The organism is Kitasatospora sp. NPDC058170, from assembly GCF_042883905.1.
GTDB lineage: Bacteria > Actinomycetota > Actinomycetes > Streptomycetales > Streptomycetaceae > Kitasatospora.
The window spans coordinates 116,423-135,484 of record NZ_JBHVUV010000019.1; the positions used below are offsets into that span (position 1 = coordinate 116,423).

Sequence of the window (19,062 nt, forward strand, 5' to 3'; positions counted from 1 at the left end):
GGCAGCCCGGGAACCTTAACCACTGTGTAAGACGGGCTGCGCCGCGCCTTTTGATGCCCCGTGAATGCTTGACGTGCACAGCTGGTCTAGTCCAGTTTGATGCTCAGCACCGCGCACCTCCCCCGCACCGGACACCACGCCCCCCGCGCCGCCGCCCGCGCGCCCCCACCTCCCGCAGGCGGCGGGGCACCGTCCTGAGAGGCACCCCCATGCCACGCGCGCACCACCACCCCGCCGCCACGCACCGCCGCCCCGCCGTGCGCACCAAGCTGCTCACCCTCGCCGCCGCCACCGCCCTGGCGGCCGGCGGGCTCGCCACCCTCGCCGGGAACGCCGGCGCCGCCGACGGCAACCTGCTCGCCAACCCCGGCCTGGAGAGCGGGTCGCTCGGCCCCTGGAGCTGTTCCGCCGGAACCGGAAGCGTCGTCAACACCGGTGCGCACAGCGGCTCGTACGCGCTCAAGGGCGCCGTGGGCAGCAGCGACACCGCGCAGTGCGGCCAGAGCGTCGCCGTGCAGCCCAACACCAGGTACACGCTGAGCGCCTGGGTGCAGGGCCCGTACGTCTACCTCGGCGCGACCGGCAGCGGGGTGACCGACCCGGCCGTCTGGACGCCCGGCGGCACCGGCTGGCAGCAGCTGTCCACCACCTTCACCACCGGGCCGGCCACCACCAGCGTCACCGTGTACCTGCACGGCTGGTACGGGCAGGGCGGCTACCTCGCCGACGACATCGCGCTCACCGGCCCCGGCGGCAACCCCAGTACCCCGCCGCCCACTTCGGCCACACCCACCGCATCCCCCACCGCCACCACCACGCCGACCGTCCCCCCGACCACGCCGCCCCCGGGCGTCGCCGTCCCGGTCGCGCCCTACATCGACATGGGCGCCTGGCCGACCCCCTCGATGCCCGCGATGGCCGCGGCGGGCAACCTGAAGTCCTTCACCATGGGCTTCGTGACCGGCGTCGGCTGCAAGGCCAGCTGGTTCAACGCCTACGACCCGCGCACCGGCTGGGCCAAGGACCAGGTGGACGCGCTGCGCGCGGCCGGCGGCGACGTCAAGGTGTCCTTCGGCGGCGCCAGCGGCACCGAACTCGCCGCCGCCTGCAGCACGGTGGACTCCCTCTTCGCCGAGTACGACGCCGTGGTGAAGGCCTACAACCTGCGCTTCGTCGACTTCGACATCGAGGGCGCCGCGATCGCCGACACCGCCGCCAACGACCGCCGGTCCGCCGCGCTCGCCAAGCTGCAGAAGGCCAACCCGGGGCTGAGGGTCTCCTTCACCCTGCCGGTGCTGCCCGAGGGCCTGACCACCGAGGGCGTCGCCATCGTCCGCTCGGCCCGGGACGCCGGCGTGAACGTCGACCTGGTGAACATCATGGCGATGGACTACTACCGCGTCGGCTCCGACTACGGCGACGCCGCCGTCCAGGCGGCCCAGGCGCTGTACGGGCAGCTCAAGGCGCTGTACCCGGCGAAGACCGACGCCCAGCTCTGGGCCATGGTCGGCGTCACCCCGATGATCGGGGAGAACGACGACCACCAGATCTACAACCAGGCCGACGCCCAGCAGTTGGTGGCCTTCGCCAAGCAGCACCACCTCGGCGAGCTGGCCTTCTGGGACGCCACCCGGGACGCCAACGCCTGCACCGGCGCCCTGTTCAAGTGCACCAACATCGCGCAGCAGCCGTACGAGTTCGCGAAGATCTTCGCCCAGTACGGCGGCTGACCCGGCCCGCGCGGCGGGACCGGTCGGGCCCTAGGGTCCGACCGGTCCCGCCGGGCGGTCGCGGCGCAGGCGCGGACGGCGCAGCATCAGCAGGACGGCCCCCGGCAGCAGGACGGCGTCGACGCACAGCAGCAGGAGGTTCCAGACGCCCTCCGTCCCGTGGTCGTGCGCCGGAAGCCCGTCGTCCGCCGGGGCGGCGACGGGGCGGCCGACCGCCGCGGGCCCGACCGCGAAGGCGGTCGTGCCCGAGACCTCGCGGCCGCCGAGCGTGAGCCGGTAGGTGACCAGGTAGTCGCCGGGGGTGCCGATCCGCACCGGCGACACCACCCGGCGGCCGTCCACCCGCGCGGTGCCGTCGGTGACCGACGAGCCGTCCGGGCCGTTGACCTGGAGGTAGACCGACTCGGGGCTGAAGTCGTCGCCCGAGAAGGTCAGCGCCACCTCCTCGGGGGCCTCGGCGACCGCGCCGCCATCGGACGGGGTGGCGCCGGAGAGCCGGACCGGCTCCCTGGCGCTGATCCAGGCCAGCCCGGCCAGCAGCAGCACGACGACACCGACGCCGACGGCGACCGTGCGCCGGAATGACTTCAGCGATCCGGAGGCGGTCACGCGGTGGCCGCGACCTCGTGCCGGTGGACGGTGTGGCGGCAACTGCACGTCATCGCGGACAGCTCCTGGCGGTTGGGGCGCAGGTGGTAGTACATGCCGATCACCATCGGGATGAAGACGATCGTGTTGTAGAAGAGGTGCAGTTCGACCCGGGCGAAGACCAGCTGCAGGACGGAGGTGGGCGCCGCCTTCCCGAACAGGAAGTGGTGGGTCTGCGCCTGCAGCAGCAGGAGCAGGTGCTCGATGTGGTGCCAGAACTGGATCACCAGCGCCACCGTCCACCAGGTGCGGGCCCGGCCCACGAAGCCGGGGCGCAGCAGGAACAGCCCGATGATCATGACCAGCGCGTAGCCGTAGTGCATCCACTCCGAGGTCACCAGCCAGGGGAACTGGTACCCGAGCAGGCCCTTGGACTTCGGGACCGTCCAGCCGAGGCCCCAGATCTGGTACGCCTGGGTGAGGTGCTCGGCCCAGTGACCGAGCACGATCACCATGAAGATGTTCAACGCGGCGCGGTGCGAGCCGTGGTTCAGCCGGCTCAACGGACTCCGGGGGACGGCTCTCGACGGCGCGGGCTGGGTCGTCATCAGTGTGGTTCTCCTACGGCGAGGGGCAGGCGGGGAGCACGTGCGGCGCGCGGGGCGGCAGTACGGGCCGCGACATCGCGCGCGCCCAGCCTGCTGGTTGGGGAGCCGGAGGGGCTTCTTCCAAAGTGCTGTGATGATTTCCGTCCCAACAGCTTGATTCCATGACAGAGACGTACTAATACGGTTCCCCCGGAAGCGAGTTGGCCGCGCGGGGCCGGCTTCGCCGACCCCCCTGATCCGCCCTGGCCGCGACCACCCGGTCACGAGTGCGGGCTCGATCGGTCACGGGCGGGCCACGGTTCGAGGGGCCGTGGTTCCTCGGCGGGAGGGCCGGGTAACGGGCGGGTGGAACCGGCCCCTTCGGGGGGTGGGCGTGGGCCTGTGGGGGGACCATGAGGCTGTTCTGCCGCCTGTGCGGCACCCGGACGGACGGCGCCGAACGGCTGGGGGTCTACTGCCCGGGCCCGCAGTGCGGGACCGATCTGCGGGCGGGGCTGAACGCCGCCGTCCAGGCGTGGTGCGAGCCTGCGCAGCAGCTGGGCGAGGCCGGGTTCCCGGTGCTGGTGCGGCTGACCGTCCGCAACGCCGGACAGGTGTCCACCGGCTACCTGCTGGAGCCGGTGGAGGAGGTCGAGGGGCGGCTGGAGTTCGACCCCGCGGTGCTCGCGGCGCCGCTGCCGCCCGACCGGTCCCGGACGGTGGAGCTGCGGTACACCCCGCCGTTCGACCGGCTCGGCGCCGGGCTGGACCTCGCCTCGCTGTTCGGGGTGCCCGGTGCCGACCTTGCCGGGCAGGTGCAGGGCGCGCGGAGCGACCGCTTCGGGGTGGCGCTGCGGGTGGTGGCCGCCTCGCCGGGCCAGGGCGCGGCCTGCGCCGCGTTCGCCGTGGACGTCCCGGGCCGGATCGACCTCGACTGGGACGACCGCACCCAGGACGGCCGCGACCAGGACGACCGCGCCGACCGGCGGCCCTCCCGGAACGACCAGGGCGCCGTCCGCCGCCCCCGCATCCCCGCCGCCGGCCGCCGCCCCGCCCCCGGCCACCACCCCGAACAGGGCCCGCAGTACCGGCTGCCCCCGCGGCGCCGCGGCTGCGGCCCGTCGGCGGTGATCGCCGTGGTGATCGCCGTGCTGGCCGCCGCCGTCCTGGTGTTCGCGGTCGGCCGGAGCCGGAGCGGACCGGCCGCGCAGGGCTCGCCGACCACCCCGGCGCCCACCGCCTCCCCGGCACCGCCGCCGTCCCCGTCCCCGTCTGCGTCCGTGCCGCGCTCCCCGTCGCCGTCCGGGTCCACCCGCCCCCGCTCCCCCTCCCCGACGCGGCCCTCCCCTTCGCGCTCCGCCTCGCCGTCCGCGTCCGTCTCCCCGTCCGCGAAGCCGGTCACCGTGCCCGACCTGGTCGGGTTGGACCAGGCGTCCGCCGAGCAGCGGCTCTACGACCTCGGCTTCGCCGCCGACGGCGACTACGTCGACAGCGGGGGCGTGCCGGAGTTGCAGATCATCGGCACCGACCCCAAGGCGGGCACCAGGGTCGCCCCGGGCAGCACGGTGTTCCTGCGCATCTCGAACGGCCGGGCGGTGATCCCCGCCGTCGCCGGCCTCACCCTGGCCGAGGCCCAGAAGGCCCTGAAGGCCGCCCACCTCACCAATGTCACGGTCTCCGGCCAGGGCGTCCTGGACACCCCCCTGGGCCAGGCCATCCGCACCGACCCCGAGAAGGGCACCTCGGTGGCCCTCAACGCGCCGGTCGTCCTCTGGTACGCCGTCAAACCGGCCAAACCCCGCTGACCCGCCCGGCGACCTGATCGCCGGCCGGCGCCCCCAGCCCCGGGCCGCTTCCGCTGCTGCTCAGAGCGCCGGCGGCGGGGTCACCTGGCACACGACGACGAGCTCCAGGCGCGGCACGACGTAGTAGGCGAGCAGGCCGTCGGCAACGTCTAGTGCCGCGTCAGGCAACTTTTGCCCGTCAAGGAGCGGCGTCCGGTGCGTGCTATCGGCGTGCCGGCCGGAAGTCCTCGTACTGGACGTACTTGGGCTTTCGGCCGGCACGGCGAGAGTGCGTGCCGGGCGTCGCGACGGGGCGAAGGTTGCCTGACGCGGCACTAGGTAGCGCATCGGCTCGCCGCTGCCCTGGTAGGAGGTCCCGTCGAGGTACAGCGCCTCGGCGGCCCGGACGAGCTCGGCCGCCTTGTCCTCGACCGCGGCGAGAAAGCCGGCCGGCGCGCCCGCGGTGACGTGCTGCTCACTGGGGAGGTACTCCCAGCTCCAGGTCACGCGTTCACCGCCGCGTAGGCGGTTCGGTAGATCTCGGCGACCCTGACGGCGTACCGACGGCAGTCCTCGACGTCGGCAGCGTGGTTGGCCAGGTAGTTCGCGCGGTGGTAGGCCTGCGCGGTGGCGGGGACCCGCTCGATCTCCACGACAGCGGCCCAGTGGGCGACGAACCCGCGGATCGGCTGAACGCTGCCTGCGCTGATGGCTTCGGCCATGGCGCGGGTCTGCCCGTCGACCATCTCCGGAAGCCGGTCGGCGGCGACGATCGAGAGCGCGGCCTTCAGCCCGGCGGGGGTCGTGTCCGGGCGCGGGATGAGCTCGACGCGGTCGGGCATGGGCTGACTCATGGCGCCACTCCTCTCTCTTCGGGAGAGGCTACTCGGAATCAGCACGGTGCCCGTACTCGGCGCTGTCCCCGCGCGGCACGGCGGGGGAGACGGGCAGGCCAGGCCACCGTCCGCGCCCCTCGACCGGCTCCCCGCGCCGGAGCGGCCGGGAGCCGGGTGCTCGGGGTGCCGGGCCCGGTGCGTGCGGGTACCGAGCCCGGTGCGTGCGGGTGGGGCCACGGAGGGTCCGGGGCCCCACCCGCACGGTCGGCTCAGCGGTGGGACGTGAACTGGACGACCTGCTGGTAGGTCGGCCGGTTCTGCCAGGTGGTCTTGGGGTCGGTCACCCCGCCCAGCGGCCGCTGGATGACGGTGTCGGCGCACCACTGGTCACCGGCGGAGCAGTCCGCGTCGCCCGGGTACACCTGGGCCGGGGTCTGCGCGGCCGCCCGCTTCAGGGTGTCCAGCAGCACCGACCGGCAGGCCGCGAGGTCTCCCCCGCCGCAGAACGGCCGGGCCAGCGGGCCCGCCACCGGTTCGCCGAGCACCGACCGCAGATCCTTGTCCAGGTAGCTCCACCAGCCGTACTGGAAGGCGGAACCCTTGTGCGGGATCGACTCGTTGGCGCTCGTGGAGCCGCCGCCCGGGCCGGTCTGCCCGCCCGACGGGGACTCGTTGATCTGCAGCGCACCGGCCAGCGCGGCGAACAGCCCGTCCCCCAGCCCGGGCCGCATGACGCCCTCCGCCACCAGCGGCCACCAGGCGTCCATGGTGCGGATCGCCACCGCGTCCGTGTACGCGTGGCTGCCGGCCGAGGTCTCCCTCCGCTGGCCGCCGCGCGACAGCCAGGCCTCCAGCTGCTGGACGGCGGTGGCGGTGGCCGGGTCGGTCACCGGGGCGCTGCGGATCACCCTGAGCAGTTCGGGCAGCACGTCCTCGGCCCGCAGGTCGGCCAGGGCCGCGCTCTCCATCGCCTGGGTGAGCGAGACCCGGCCGGCCTTGCCGCCGGCCTTCAGCAGCGCCTTCACCCGGTCGTCGAGCAGGTTGGCGCGGTGCACCGACCCGTTGCCGAACCCGGCCGAGGTGAAGGCGTCGGCCTGCTTGTTGTTCCAGGAGATGTAGTAGTCCTGGTTCACCGACTGCGGGTGCTCGGCCGGCGGGGTGTACCGGGCGGTGTTGCCCGAGGGGTTGAAGTCGGCCCACTCGTAGGCGGGTTCGGCCCGGACGGGCAGGCCTGCGTCGACCCCGGGCGCCCGGACGGGGTTGCTGCCGGAGTTGTAGTAGGCGGTGTCCCTGGCATCCGCGTAGAACCAGTTGAACGTGTAGTTGATGTCCTGCGCGGCCCGCTGGAAGCCCGCGGCGTCGTGCACCGCACCGGGGTCGTTGAGCTCCTGGAAGCCGATGATGGAGTCCGCCTCGTGCCGGTAGGTGGACCGCAGCGAGGCGAAGGCCACCGGCGCCCCGCCGACCGTTCCGCGCGCGGTCACCAGCCCGTACTTCGACCGGTACATCAGCAGGGTGTACGACCCGGCCGCCGTGGAGTCGGCCGTCGTCGGGGCCCAGGCGTTCTTCCGCTCCAGCCGGTCGAAGGGCAGGCACTGCCCGTGCCACAGGTAGGAGTTGGCGGCGGTGGTCACCGGGGAGCCGTCGGTGGTGCAGAGCGGGACGGCGTAGGTGTCGGTGATGTCCTGCCCCGCGGAGGTGGCACTCCACGCGTAGTCCTGGCCGCGGCCGAGCTGGACGTAGAAGCTGAGGCCGGCGAACGCGGCGCCGCGGGCGCTGATGCCGGGGCCCTGGATCTCCTCCAGCATCAGCAGCTGCGGGGCGAAGTACCCGGTCTGCGGGCCGAAGACCGCGACGGGGTGGCCGTCGTCGGTGTGGCTCCCGGAGACCACCAGGGCGTTGGACATGCCGTGCCGGTCGCTGAGCAGTGCCCCCGGCAGTACGCCCGGCGCGGGGGTGGTGAGCTGGTTGGCGGAGCCGGTGGCGTCGTAGACCATCCGCTCGGGCACCACCGAGCCGGGGTCGGGCAGGGCGGCGCCCTGCGGGTTCTCCGGCACCTGGGCGTAGGGGAACTGCTGCCCGTCGTGCAGGGTGCGGACCGCCTCGGCGTCGTCGGCCTCGCGCAGCGACTTCCAGACGGCGTCGCCGGCCTCCTTGCCGTAGCGCGCCTCGGCCGCCGACCTGACCTGGGCGGAGGCGAGTTCGCCGCCCCCGCCGGAGCCGAACAGGGCGCCGACCACGGAGGCGAGGGCCACCAGGTCGGTCAGCTTGAACGGCGCGATCGAGCCCTCGTTGGTGATCGGGTTGATGTGCCCGGTCAGGTCGTACTCGCCGGGGAAGTACCGGCCGTTGTAGGACTCGTTGACGTACTGGTTGATCCCGTCGAGGTAGGCCTTGGCGTCGTCGAGCGCCTGCCTGGCCCGGTCGCCCTGGCCGGCGATGGCGTCGATCTGCTGCTGGAGTTCGTCCTCGGTGTACGGCGCGGCCTGCCAGAAGCTCTGCTCCAGCTGCCGGTTGGCCGCCGCCCCGCCCGCGAAGCCGGAGAGCTGGCCGCGGCCGACGTGCCGGAAGAGGTCCATCAGCCAGAGCCGGTCCTGCGCGGCGGCGTAGCCCGCGCCGAACTCGGTGCCGTACCGGGTGGTGCCGGTGATGTGCGGGACGCCGGTGGCCTTGTCGCGGACGATGGCGACGTCGGCGCGGGGCCGGGCGGTGCTCGCCACCTGGTCGGCGGGGACGCCGAAGGAGGCGTCGTTGAAGAAGCTGCGCAGCTGGGACTCGGTGAGGCCCGGGTAGTTGGCGGCGAGGGCCGCGTAGGGGCCGAGCTGGTCGTCGGTGTGGGCGGGGCGGGTGCCGAACACCTTGTTCACCAGGATGTCGGCGAGGGTGGCGTTGCCGTTCTCGCCGGGCGGCAGGATGTCGAGGCAGCGGCCGCCGCAGTAGTCGCCGGGCGCGGCGGCCACGGCGGGGGCCGGAGCGGCCGGGGCGGGGGCGGTGGTGAGGGTCGCGGTGATGAGGAGGGCCGCCGAGAGTGCGGCGACCGGGAGCCTGAGCGCGTGGGGGCGTCGATGCATGCCAGCTCCTCCGTGGAAGCTACGGGGAGTCGACCGTAGGACGGTTACTGGCCGGTTGCCTAGTGGCGTGCATGCCATTTCCGGTGCGGAGCGGGAAGTCGGACGGGCCGACCTCCCGTGCACGGTCGGGGAGTTGGCACGGCTGCCGGGGCAGGAGGGACGGCGGCGTGCGCGGGGTGCGCGGGGTGCGCGGGGTGCGCCGGACAGGCCCGGCGGGGAGGGCGGGAGTTCGGACACCGCCCGGGGGCAGGCGCTCCCGTCCGGCCCGGCGGCCTGCGGAGGGGAGCGCCCGCCGGACCGGCCTACTGCGCGCCGAGCAGGTCCAGCACCCGCCGCACCGCGTCGACGACGGGGGCTCCGACCGCCCCGACCGTCGCGGCGATCCCGGCGACGGCCATCAGCGCCCGGTGCCGTTCCTGCGGCGCGGCCCCGCGGCCGGCGGCGATCGCCGGCAGGGCCTCGTCGATCGAGGCGGCGTCCAGCGGGGCCACGCCGTCCCGCAGTTCGGTCAGCAGCACGACCAGCGCCCGGACGGCCGCGGCCAGTTCGGCCGAGCCGGACCGGTCGCCCGGCTCCGGCGCGTGGTGGTGCACGATCCCCTGGTTGTTGCTGCCCCCGTGCATGTTGACGACATCGCCGTGGATGTGGTCGCCGCTCATCGCGCCGCCTTCCCGGTGTTGCCGATGCCGCCGTACATGTTCACGTTGTCCCCGAAGTGGTAGTTCTTCGGGCTGACGGTCAACGTCTGCACGGTCATCTGGAATTCGACCTCCGGATTCTCGAGTGCCTGCGACAGGACCTTCACCAGCTCGGCGAGCCCCCGCTCGTCGACGGTCGTCACCATGGCGGTGGCGTTGCCGGCCGTGTCCACCGCCAGCACGGGCACCGACCGGGCGAACAGCACGGACAGCAGCTCGATGACGGCGTAGACCAGCCACGCGCCGGCCAGGTACACGACGAACCGCAGCGCCTCCTCGTCGGAGGAGTGGTTCAGGATGTCCGTGGTGGCGAGCAGGAAGGGGACCGCGGCCAGCAGGCCGGCCTGCAGGATCCGCTTCGCGAACGTCCCCAGCGCCTCCCGGCGTTTCGGCCTCAGCACGAAGCTGTAGACCCGCACGATGTTGTGCAGCGGATACACCGCGCCCCCGACCCAGAGCAGCCGCTTGCTGACCCGCAACCCGACGGCCATCGGCAGCACGGCGGGCGGCCCGAAACTCGTCGGCACCCCCGCCGTGGGCACCCCCACCGCGGGCGCCGCCACCGGCGGCGGCGGCGGTTTCTGCCGGGGCCGGTCCGGCTCCTTGTCCATCTCCACGATTCCCCCCACGCCATCCGGTCGCGCGGATGGCCGATCGATTGGACGAGCACCACACAGGAACACCGAGTGTGACGACAACGGTCCTCACTGGCAAGGCTGTTCGACCTCCGGCAGAGCACCCACCTGCGCGCCGGCAGGCCCCCGCCCAGGTGCTCCGGGCGGGGGCCTGGGAGTTCGCGCGGCGCCGTCCCTCCGGGCCTTCGGCGCAGGGCAGTTGGGGCGGCACATCCGACATATCGCCTGACAATCAGGTATCTCCCTCGATCGAGCGAACTATCCGGCCTGCCCGGATTTCCGCCCCCCGATGGGGGAACATCAGCACGTCCGCGCCCGAACGACCTCTGCTTCGGGCGGTACCGACTCCGGCCATTGGATAGCCCGTGACTACCTCCGCCCCCGTGTGGGACTGCCCCTTCAACCACACCGACGGCCTGGAGTTCGACCCCCTCCTGAAGCGACTGCTCACCGAGGACCCGATCGCCAGGATCCGGCTGCCGCACGGCGAGGGCGAGGCCTGGCTGGCCACCCGCTACGAGGACGTCCGGGTGGTCACCACCGACCGCCGCTTCAGCCGCGCCGCCGGCATCGGGCGCGACCTCCCCCGGATGACACCCGCCCCGATCGCCCAGGTCGAGGCGATCAACCTGATGGACCCGCCCGCCCACAACCGGCTGCGCCGCCTGGTCGCCCAGGGCTTCACCAACCGCCAGGTCGAGCGGATGCGCCCCAAGACCCAGGCCGTCGTCGACGGCTACCTCGACGAGATGACCGAGCACGGCTCCCCCGCCGACCTGGTCCGCCACCTCTCCAGCCGGCTCCCGCTGACCACCATCTGCGAGCTGCTCGAGATCCCCGAGCAGGACCGCGCCGAACTGCGCGGCCACGCCGTCGCGATGATGTCCATGGGCCCGGGCACCGGCGCGGGCCAGGTGGACGCCAAGGCCGCGCTGCGCGCGTACTTCTCCGAGCTGACGGCCGCCCGCCGCCGCGATCCCGGCGAGGACCTGATCAGCGCGCTCGCCACCGCCCGGGACGGCGAGGAGCTGCTGGACGACCAGGAGCTCGCCGTGATGGCCATGGTCCTGCTGGTCACCGGCCACGACACCAGCACCTACCAGCTCAGCAACATCACCTACACCCTGCTGACCCACCCCGAGCAGCTGGCCAAGCTCCGCACCGGGCCCGAGCTGCTGCCGCGCGCCCTGGAGGAGCTGCTCCGCTTCATCCCGTTCCGCCAGGGCGTCGGCATCGCCCGGGTCGCCACCGAGGACGTCGAGCTCGGCGGGGTCCTGATCCGGGCCGGCGAGGCCGTGCACGTCTCCTACCTGGCCGCCAACCGCGACGGGCGGATGTTCGAACGGCCCGACGAGCTGGACCTCGACCGCGGCACCGCCAACCACATGACCTTCGGCTACGGCACCCACCACTGCCCCGGCGCCCACCTCGCCCGGATGGAGCTCCAGGTCGCCATCGGCACCCTGCTGCGCCGCTTCCCCGGCCTGCGGCTCGCCGTCCCCGCCGAGGAGCTGGACTGGCAGACCGGCTCGATCTGGCGCTACCCCCGCACCCTGCCGGTCGCCTGGTGACAGCAGCACAGCGCCGTCCCGTCACCAGTCCGCCGCACCCGTAGGCCACCCGGGGGAGACCCGCATCCATGGCAACACTCTGCCGACCCGCCATCGCCGTACCCGAGCACGTCATCACCCTGGACGAGACCCTCGACCTGGCCCGCGGCCTGCACGCCGGCCACCCGCAACTCGCCCTGGCACTACGGCTGATCGAGAACACCGGGGTGCGGACCAGGCACCTGGTCCAGCCCATCGAGGAGACCTTGCGGCACCCGGGCTTCACCACCCGCAACGCCGTCTACGAGCGGGAGGCCAAGCAGCGCGTCCCCGAGGTGGTCGAACGCGCCCTCGGCTACGCCGAGTTGTCCGCCCGGGACATCGACCTGATCGTCTACGTGTCCTGCACCGGCTTCATGATGCCCTCGCTGACCGCCTGGCTGATCAACACCATGGGCTTCCGCTCCGACACCCGCCAGGTGCCGATCGCCCAGCTCGGCTGCGCCGCCGGCGGCGCAGCCGTCAACCGGGCCCACGACTTCTGCCGCGCCTACCCGGGCTCCAACGTCCTCATCGTGGCCTGCGAGTTCTGCTCGCTCTGCTACCAGCCGACCGACCTCGGCGTCGGCTCGCTGCTCTCCAACGGCCTGTTCGGGGACGCCGTCGCCGCCGCCGTCGTCCGCGGCCGGGGCGGCTGCGGTGTGCACATCGAGCGCAACGGCTCGCACCTCGTCCCCGGCACCGAGGACTGGATCTCCTACGGGGTCAAGGACACCGGATTCCACTTCCAGCTCGACAAGCGCGTCCCCGGCACGATGGAGATGCTCGCCCCGGCCCTGCGCGAACTCGCCACCGCCCACAGCTGGGACGTCTCGGGCCTGGGCTTCTACATCGTGCACGCCGGCGGCCCGCGCATCCTGGACGACCTCTGCCACTACCTCGACCTGGAGCCCGCGGCCTTCCGGTTCAGCCGCGCCACCCTCACCGAGCGCGGCAACATCGCCAGTGCCGTGGTCTTCGACGCCCTGGCCCGGCTGTTCGAGGAGGGCGCCGTCGCCGAGGGGGCGCAGGGGCTGATCGCCGGCTTCGGACCGGGCATCACCGCCGAGATCTCGCTGGGTACTTGGGCCGGTGCGCCACTGGAGGCGACCATCCCCCGGCGCCCGCGGGCGATCGAGACGGCCGAACTCACCCTGGCCCATCCGGCCGTCCCCCTGCTGCGCTCCACCGGCACTACGATCACCGAATGACCGATACCACGGATCGAACGGACACCTCCGGCAGAGCCGCCGAACTGGCCGCCCGCTACCCCGCGTTGCACGCACCGCAGTACTGGGCGTGGGGGCGCTACGACGCGCAGTTCTCCACTGCGCTGCCGCCGGACGAACTGGTCACCAACATCCACCTGGTGGGCTTCACCGACGGACTGGTGGTGCTCTGCCGGGACTCCCGCGACCACTGGTTCCTGCCGGGCGGCACCCGGGAGAGCGGCGAGAGCGTCGACTCCTGCCTGGCCCGCGAGCTCCGCGAGGAGGCCGGTGCCCGGCTGCTCGGCACGCCGGCCTGGCTCGGCGCGCACCGGTGCGTGACGGACAACCCCGAGCCGTACCGGCCGTGGCAGCCGCACCCGGAGAAGGCCTGGCTCTGGGGCTGGGCCGATGTCGCGGTGGACTCCGCGCCGACCAACCCGGAGGACGGCGAGCAGGTCGTCGAGGTCCGGGCGGTGGAGCCGGCCGAGGCGCAGCGGCTGCTGCTGGGCGGCCACGAGGACTGGTGGGGAGAGCTGGTCGGGCTGGCGGTGGAGCTGCGCCGGCGGGCCACGGGCTGAGCCGCTCCCCTGCCGCATCCCCCGGCCTCCGGCACGCTCGCCGCGCACTTCCCGGCACGCCGCTCGCCACACCTCTCGACAGTGAAGATCACCGGGATGGCCGAGCACGGCGAAGCACTGTCCGATATGCGGTGATATGACTCGTTTGAAGCGCGTCAGCACCGACGGGAGCGTCATGGACAACTACCCGCTGCTCAACATTTTCTGGACGATGCTGGAGCTGTTCCTCTGGATCCTCTGGTTCTTCCTGCTTTTCAAGATCATCACGGACATCTTCCGCAGCGACGACCTCGGCGGCTGGGGCAAGGCCGGCTGGCTGATCCTGGTGATCCTGATCCCGCTGATCGGCGTGCTCGTGTACGTCATCGCCCGTGGCAGGTCGATGAGCGAGCGGGACGTCGCGCAGGCCCGGAAGAGCGAGGCCGCGTTCAAGGCCTACGTCCGGGACGCGGCCGGCGACGCGCCCCCGGGCGGCGCCGGGGCGGGCGGGCGCAGCCACGCGGACGACCTGGCGAAGCTGGCCGAGCTGAAGGCGAGCGGCGCCATCACCGACGCGGAGTACCAGCGGGCCAAGGACAAGGTCCTCGCCTGAGCCGACGACAGCGACACGGCGGGCTACGGCGGCCACGGCGGCTGTGGCGAAGGCACCAGCGACACGGCGGGCCGGTGGACACCCAGTCCACCGGCCCGCCGTCCGTCTGCCGCCGTCGGCCTGCTGCCGCCGGTCTGCCGCCGGGCTCAGCGCCGCCCGGAGCGGCGGTTGTCCGACCCGCCCTGGCCGCCGCCCGAGAGCCCGGCCCGGCGCAGCGCGTCCGCCATGGCGCTGTTGGCCGGGGCGGCCTGACCTCCCGAGCCGGCACCCGCGCCGGACCCGCCCGAACCCCGCCGGTCCTGGCGCGGCGGACGGGCCTGCCGGGCGCCCTTGTCGCCGCCCCGGTCCCGGCCGCCACCGCGCTCCCCGCCGCGCTCGCCGCCGCCCCGCTCGCCGCCGCCCGCCCGGCCGACCTCGTCGTCCAGCCGCAGGGTCAGCCCGATCCGCTTGCGCGGCACGTCCACCGCGGTCACCCGGACGGTCACGATGTCGCCCGGCTTGACCACCTCCCGCGGGTCCTTGACGAAGTTCTTCGACAGCGCCGAGACGTGCACCAGGCCGTCCTGGTGGACACCCACGTCCACGAAGGCCCCGAAGGCCGCGACGTTGGTGACCACGCCCTCCAGCAGCATGCCGACCTCCAGGTCGCCGATCTTGTCGACGCCCTCCTTGAAGGTGGCGGTGCGGAAGGCCGGGCGCGGGTCCCGGCCCGGCTTGTCCAGCTCGCCGAGGATGTCGGTGACGGTCGGGATGCCGAAGGTGTCGTCGGCGAAGTCCCCGGGCCGCAGCGCCCGCAGCGCACCGCTGTTGCCGATCAGCCCGCGCAGCTCGCCCCCGGTGGAGGCGAGGATCCGGCGCACCACCGGGTACGCCTCGGGGTGCACGCTGGAGGCGTCCAGCGGGTCGTCGCCGTCGGGGATCCGCAGAAAGCCCGCGCACTGCTCGAAGGCCTTCGGGCCGAGCCGCGCGACGTCCTTGAGCGCCTTGCGGGTGCGGAACGGGCCGTTGGCGTCGCGGTGGGAGACGATGTTGTCGGCCAGCGTCCCGGTGATGCCGGAGACCCGGGTGAGCAGCGGCGCCGAGGCGGTGTTGACGTCCACGCCGACCGCGTTCACGCAGTCCTCGACCACGGCGTCCAGCGAGCGGGAGAGCTTCAGCTCGCTGAGGTCGTGCTGGTACTGGCCGACGCCGATCGACTTGGGGTCGATCTTGACCAGTTCGGCCAGCGGGTCCTGGAGGCGGCGGGCGATGGAGACCGCGCCGCGGATCGAGACGTCCAGCTCGGGCAGCTCCTGCGAGGCGAACGCGGAGGCGGAGTACACCGAGGCGCCGGCCTCGCTCACCATCGCCTTGGTCAGCTTCAGCTCGGGGTGGCGCTTGATGAGGTCCTCGGCGAGCTTGTCGGTCTCCCGCGAGGCGGTGCCGTTGCCGATCGCGACCAGGTCCACCCCGTGCCGGGCCGCGAGCACGGCCAGCGTGTTGATCGAGGCGTCCCATTTGTTGGCGGGCTGGTGCGGGTAGATGGTCTCGTGGGCGACCACCTTGCCGGTGGCGTCCACCACGGCGACCTTCACGCCGGTGCGGAAGCCCGGGTCCAGGCCCATCGTGGCGCGGGTGCCGGCCGGGGCGGCGAGCAGCAGGTCGCGCAGGTTGGCCGCGAAGACCCGCACCGCCTCGTCCTCGGCCTCCTGCCGCAGCCGGGACCGCAGGTCGATGCCGAGCCGGACCAGGATCCGGGTGCGCCACGCCCAGCGGACGGTGTCGCCGAGCCACCGGTCGGCCGGGCGGCCGTGGTCGGCGATGCCGAAGCGGGCGGAGATCCGCTGCTCGTAGTCGTTCGCGCCCGGGAGGTCGCCGCCGTCCTCGCCGTCGTACGGCGACAGGTCGAGGTCCAGCACCTCCTCCTTCTCGCCGCGCAGCAGCGCGAGGATCCGGTGCGAGGGGAGCCTGGTGTACGGCTCGGCGAAGTCGAAGTAGTCGGCGAACTTGGCGCCGTCCTGCTCCTTGCCGGCCCGGACGGTCGCGACGATCCGGCCCCGGCCCCACATCCGCTCGCGCAGCGAGCCGACCAGGTCGGCGTCCTCGCCGAAGCGCTCGACCAGGATCGAGCGGGCGCCCTCCAGTGCGGCGGACCCGTCGGCGACCGAGTCGTTCAGGTAGGCGGCGGCGACGGCGGCCGGGTCCTGCGTCGGGTCGGCGAGCAGGGTGTCGGCGAGCGGCTCCAGGCCGGCCTCGCGGGCGATCTGCGCCTTGGTGCGCCGCTTGGGCTTGTACGGGAGGTAGATGTCCTCCAGCCGGGCCTTGGAGTCGGCCGCCAGGACCTGGGCGCGCAGCGCGTCGTCCAGCTTGCCCTGCGCGTCGATCGACTCCAGGACGGCGGTGCGGCGCTCCTCCAGCTCGCGCAGGTAGCGCAGCCGCTCCTCCAGGGTGCGCAGCTGGGTGTCGTCCAGCGAGCCGGTGACCTCCTTGCGGTAGCGGGCCACGAACGGCACGGTGGCGCCGCCGTCGAGCAGGTCGACGGCCGCCTTCACCTGCCCCTCGCGGACGCCCAGCTCCTCGGCGATCTTCCGTCCGATCGCCTGCTGGGCCTGCAGGGCCACCTGTTCGACTGGCGTGCTCACGAAGCCGGCCACCTTCTCCAGAGTTGCGTTTCCCCGTACCCCCGCATTCTGGCACTGACCGGCGACACCGCCGGGACGCCCCCGCGCAGCCCGGGCGTGGCGCGGCGGCCGGGGCGGGGGGCTGCGGGGAGGGCACGGGGAGGGTCGGGCGCTCCGGCGAGACTCCAGCGCCGCTCCGCCCGGGCGTCCGGCGGGAGTTCCTAGACTGCCCGGTATGGACGCCACGCAGCTGGAGCGGCTCGCCTCCGCCAAGTACCTGCTCGTCACCACCTACCGCAAGGACGGCACCGGCGTGCCCACCCCGGTCTGGGTGGTGCGCGACGGGGACGCGCTGGGCTTCACCACCGTCGCCGACTCCTGGAAGGTCAAGCGGATCCGCAACCGCCGGGACGTCCTGGTCGGCCCCTGCGACATCCGCGGCAACCTGCACGGCGAGCAGGTCCCGGCCACCGCCGAACTCCTCGGCCCCGACGGGACCGCCGCCTACCTGCCGCCGCTGCGCCGCAAGTACGGGCTGATCGGCTCGATCACCCTGCTGAGCAACCGGCTGCGGCGCGGGGCGGCGGGCACCATCGGGGTACGGGTCACGCTGGGTTAGGGCTAGGCCGGTCCGTCCCCACGAGGGCGTACGCGGGACCTTCCGGGCCGGCGCCCCCGCCGCGGACGCAGCTGTACGGCAGCGGGTCGAAGCCGTTGAACCCCCGGGTCATGTAGCCGACGGCGTAGGCGCCGCAGGAGAGGATCCAGACCGGGTCCCCCGAGGCCGCCGCGGCGGGCACCCGGACCGGCCCGTCCTCGTGCGCGTAGGCGTCGTCGCTGTCGCAGGTCGGTCCGGCGACCACGGCCGGCAGGTACTCCCCGCCGGGGTGCCCGGGGAACTCCAGCCGGTACTGCAACTCGTCCATCTCGTACAGGCCGTTGAACTTCCCGCAGCTCAGGTACAGCCAGTGCTCCTGCCCGCCGTCGAGCTGCCGGCGGGAGGAGAGCCGCGCCACGTGGGCCCGGATGGCGCCGTGGTCGGCCACCAGGTGGCGCCCCGGCTCCAGGAGGAACTCCAGGGGGGAGGCCGACACCTCCCGCAGCCGCTGCACGCCCTCCCGGATCACCGCGAGCATCTTGTCCAGCGGGGGGTCCAGCGGCCGGCCCCGCTTGTCGAGGACGCCGAGGGCGGGCAGGCCGCCGCCGAGGTTGACGTGGTCCAGCAGGATCCCCCGCCGCTCCAGCGCCACCAGCACCTCGGCCAGCGAGTCCAGCGCGCTCTGCCAGGCGTCGGCGGTCATCTGCTGCGAGCCGACGTGGACGGAGAGGCCGGACGGGGTCAGGCCCGCGGCCCGGGCCGCCTCCAGCACCCGGACGGCGTCCTCGGCCGAGCAGCCGAACTTCCGGCTGAGGCCCCAGAGCGCGCCCTCCCCGCTGGTGGCCAGTCGGCAGAACACCCGGGCGCCCGGGGCGTGCACGGCGATCGCCTCGACGTCCTGGAGGCTGTCGGTCGCGAAGTCCCTGACGCCGAGCCGGTACGCGTCGGCGATGTTGCGGTCGGACTTGATGGTGTTGCCGTAGTGGATCCGCTCGACGGGCACGCCGGTGCGCAGCGCCTGCGCGATCTCGTGCGGACTGGCCGCGTCGAAGCCGGCTCCCTGCCGTGCCAGGGCGGCGAGCACCTCGTCCACCGGGCACGCCTTCATCGCGAACCGCACGGACACACCGGGGAGTTCGCGCACCAGCGCGGCGTACTGGCCCTCGATCCCGTCCAGGTCGAAGATGATCCGGTCCTCGGCGGCGGCGGCCAGGGCGGCGCGCAGGGCTGTGTTCTCAGGCATCGTCGATGCCCCGGATCCGGCTGTCGGGGCGCAGCTCCCGGCGCCGGTCCGGCGCCGACATCATCGGCACGCGAAGCTTCTGCGCCTTCCGGATGTCACGCGGGGTCTTCACAGACGGATATGACTCACCGTCAGCAGGGAAATACGGAATGTCCGCGGCGGCTCGGTGCGGATAGCGGTCGGGCATCGGCATGCAATCACTCCCGGGCTTTCATGTGCGATGACGGAACAAATTCACTCGACCGCCGCAAATCATCGGCCGGTGCGCGGCCGCCGACCGTCGACAGATCACTCGCCGCTCACGGACCGGCCGCCGCTCAAGCCGTGGCGAGCTGCCATCCGGGAGTGGATTCGGGCACGGCCGATCCGCCGTACGGGAGTTGACCCGTACCGCGGAGGAGGTCGGTGCTCGGGGAACGCCGCAGGTCACGGCAGGAGGAGGAGTCAGCGGGAACAGGGCGGGCAGGCCTGCGAAGGGCTCATCGTCACGCCGTCCGACCGCCCCGCAGAGGCGGCGGTCCTCCCCCGGGGCGGGACTGGAATTCCTACCTCCTACGTACTCGGCACCCGATACGGGACGTGGAGATCCGCAGTGGACTCACGCCGTCGGCAGGCCAGTTGGTCCATCCGGCAAGGGGGCTCACCAAGGCCTCCACCGCGCCGATCCGTTGTTCCACTAAAATGGACTAGACCAACTTCCGGTGTCAACCCCCGTATTGGGA

17 protein-coding genes are annotated in these 19,062 nt (G+C 73.2%); 7 read left to right on the forward strand and 10 right to left on the reverse strand.

Annotation, left to right across the window (positions count from 1 at the left end):
- Window positions 1-209: 209 nt before the first annotated feature.
- Window positions 210-1,730, forward strand: coding sequence for a carbohydrate binding domain-containing protein (locus ACFVVX_RS22195; RefSeq protein ID WP_387948125.1), 1,521 nt, complete (start codon window positions 210-212; stop codon window positions 1,728-1,730).
- A 30-nt stretch (window positions 1,731-1,760) separates the two neighbouring features.
- On the opposite strand, the gene ACFVVX_RS22200 is transcribed toward ACFVVX_RS22195, so the two are convergent.
- Both ACFVVX_RS22200 and ACFVVX_RS22205 read right to left on the reverse strand, forming a co-directional pair.
- Window positions 1,761-2,339 (reverse strand): copper resistance protein CopC, encoded by a 579-nt coding sequence (locus ACFVVX_RS22200; protein WP_387948127.1) that lies wholly within the window; start codon window positions 2,337-2,339, stop codon window positions 1,761-1,763.
- The gene (locus ACFVVX_RS22205) at window positions 2,336-2,926 is read right to left on the reverse strand and encodes a hypothetical protein (RefSeq protein WP_387948129.1); all 591 of its coding nucleotides are present in this window, start codon (window positions 2,924-2,926) and stop codon (window positions 2,336-2,338) included. Before ACFVVX_RS22205 ends, ACFVVX_RS22200 begins: the two co-directional genes overlap by 4 nt.
- 392 nt (window positions 2,927-3,318) lie before the next feature.
- On the opposite strand from ACFVVX_RS22205, the gene ACFVVX_RS22210 reads away from it, so the two are divergent.
- Window positions 3,319-4,710, forward strand: a complete 1,392-nt coding sequence (locus tag ACFVVX_RS22210) for a PASTA domain-containing protein (protein ID WP_387948131.1) — start codon at window positions 3,319-3,321, stop codon at window positions 4,708-4,710.
- Between the two features lie 60 nt (window positions 4,711-4,770).
- Here the strand turns inward: ACFVVX_RS22210 and ACFVVX_RS22215 are convergent, their stop codons facing one another.
- The 5 genes from ACFVVX_RS22215 to ACFVVX_RS22235 all read right to left on the reverse strand — a co-directional run bounded on the left by ACFVVX_RS22215 (window position 4,771) and on the right by ACFVVX_RS22235 (window position 9,905).
- Window positions 4,771-5,196, reverse strand: coding sequence for a hypothetical protein (locus ACFVVX_RS22215; RefSeq protein ID WP_387948133.1), 426 nt, complete (start codon window positions 5,194-5,196; stop codon window positions 4,771-4,773).
- Entirely contained in the window at window positions 5,193-5,543 is a 351-nt protein-coding gene (locus tag ACFVVX_RS22220) for a hypothetical protein (protein WP_387948135.1), read from the reverse strand. The genes ACFVVX_RS22215 and ACFVVX_RS22220 overlap by 4 nt, the downstream gene beginning before the upstream one ends.
- Before the next feature lie 251 nt (window positions 5,544-5,794).
- Window positions 5,795-8,596, reverse strand: a complete 2,802-nt coding sequence (locus ACFVVX_RS22225) for a penicillin acylase family protein (RefSeq protein WP_387948137.1) — start codon at window positions 8,594-8,596, stop codon at window positions 5,795-5,797.
- 302 nt (window positions 8,597-8,898) lie between these two features.
- The gene (locus ACFVVX_RS22230; RefSeq protein WP_387948138.1) at window positions 8,899-9,255 is read right to left on the reverse strand and encodes a hypothetical protein; all 357 of its coding nucleotides are present in this window, start codon (window positions 9,253-9,255) and stop codon (window positions 8,899-8,901) included.
- Complete coding sequence (locus ACFVVX_RS22235; protein WP_387948140.1) at window positions 9,252-9,905, reverse strand: DUF6232 family protein; 654 nt, start codon at window positions 9,903-9,905, stop codon at window positions 9,252-9,254. The genes ACFVVX_RS22230 and ACFVVX_RS22235 overlap by 4 nt, the downstream gene beginning before the upstream one ends.
- A gap of 389 nt (window positions 9,906-10,294) precedes the next feature.
- Here ACFVVX_RS22235 and ACFVVX_RS22240 point away from each other — a divergent pair, with 389 nt between their 5' ends.
- The 4 genes from ACFVVX_RS22240 (at window position 10,295) to ACFVVX_RS22255 (ending at window position 13,899) form a co-directional block, all read left to right on the forward strand.
- A complete protein-coding gene (locus tag ACFVVX_RS22240) occupies window positions 10,295-11,500 on the forward strand; it encodes a cytochrome P450 (RefSeq protein ID WP_387948142.1) in 1,206 nt (401 codons plus the stop codon).
- A gap of 68 nt (window positions 11,501-11,568) precedes the next feature.
- Window positions 11,569-12,729, forward strand: coding sequence for a type III polyketide synthase (locus ACFVVX_RS22245; protein ID WP_387948144.1), 1,161 nt, complete (start codon window positions 11,569-11,571; stop codon window positions 12,727-12,729).
- Entirely contained in the window at window positions 12,726-13,307 is a 582-nt protein-coding gene (locus ACFVVX_RS22250; protein ID WP_387948146.1) for an NUDIX hydrolase, read from the forward strand. The genes ACFVVX_RS22245 and ACFVVX_RS22250 overlap by 4 nt, the downstream gene beginning before the upstream one ends.
- Window positions 13,308-13,482: 175 nt before the next feature.
- Complete coding sequence (locus tag ACFVVX_RS22255) at window positions 13,483-13,899, forward strand: SHOCT domain-containing protein (RefSeq protein WP_387948276.1); 417 nt, start codon at window positions 13,483-13,485, stop codon at window positions 13,897-13,899.
- Between the two features lie 146 nt (window positions 13,900-14,045).
- On the opposite strand, the gene ACFVVX_RS22260 is transcribed toward ACFVVX_RS22255, so the two are convergent.
- The gene (locus ACFVVX_RS22260; protein ID WP_387948148.1) at window positions 14,046-16,520 is read right to left on the reverse strand and encodes a Tex family protein; all 2,475 of its coding nucleotides are present in this window, start codon (window positions 16,518-16,520) and stop codon (window positions 14,046-14,048) included.
- Between the two features lie 214 nt (window positions 16,521-16,734).
- Between ACFVVX_RS22260 and ACFVVX_RS22265 the strand changes: the two genes are divergently transcribed.
- Window positions 16,735-17,118 carry a PPOX class F420-dependent oxidoreductase gene (locus ACFVVX_RS22265; RefSeq protein ID WP_387948150.1) on the forward strand — a complete coding sequence of 128 codons (384 nt, stop codon included), beginning with the start codon at window positions 16,735-16,737 and terminating at the stop codon, window positions 17,116-17,118.
- Here the strand turns inward: ACFVVX_RS22265 and ACFVVX_RS22270 are convergent.
- Complete coding sequence (locus tag ACFVVX_RS22270; protein ID WP_387948152.1) at window positions 17,105-18,340, reverse strand: type III PLP-dependent enzyme; 1,236 nt, start codon at window positions 18,338-18,340, stop codon at window positions 17,105-17,107. The genes ACFVVX_RS22265 and ACFVVX_RS22270 overlap by 14 nt on opposite strands.
- A complete protein-coding gene (locus ACFVVX_RS22275) occupies window positions 18,333-18,533 on the reverse strand; it encodes a hypothetical protein (protein ID WP_387948154.1) in 201 nt (66 codons plus the stop codon). Before ACFVVX_RS22275 ends, ACFVVX_RS22270 begins: the two co-directional genes overlap by 8 nt.
- Between the last annotated feature and the right edge of the window lie 529 nt (window positions 18,534-19,062).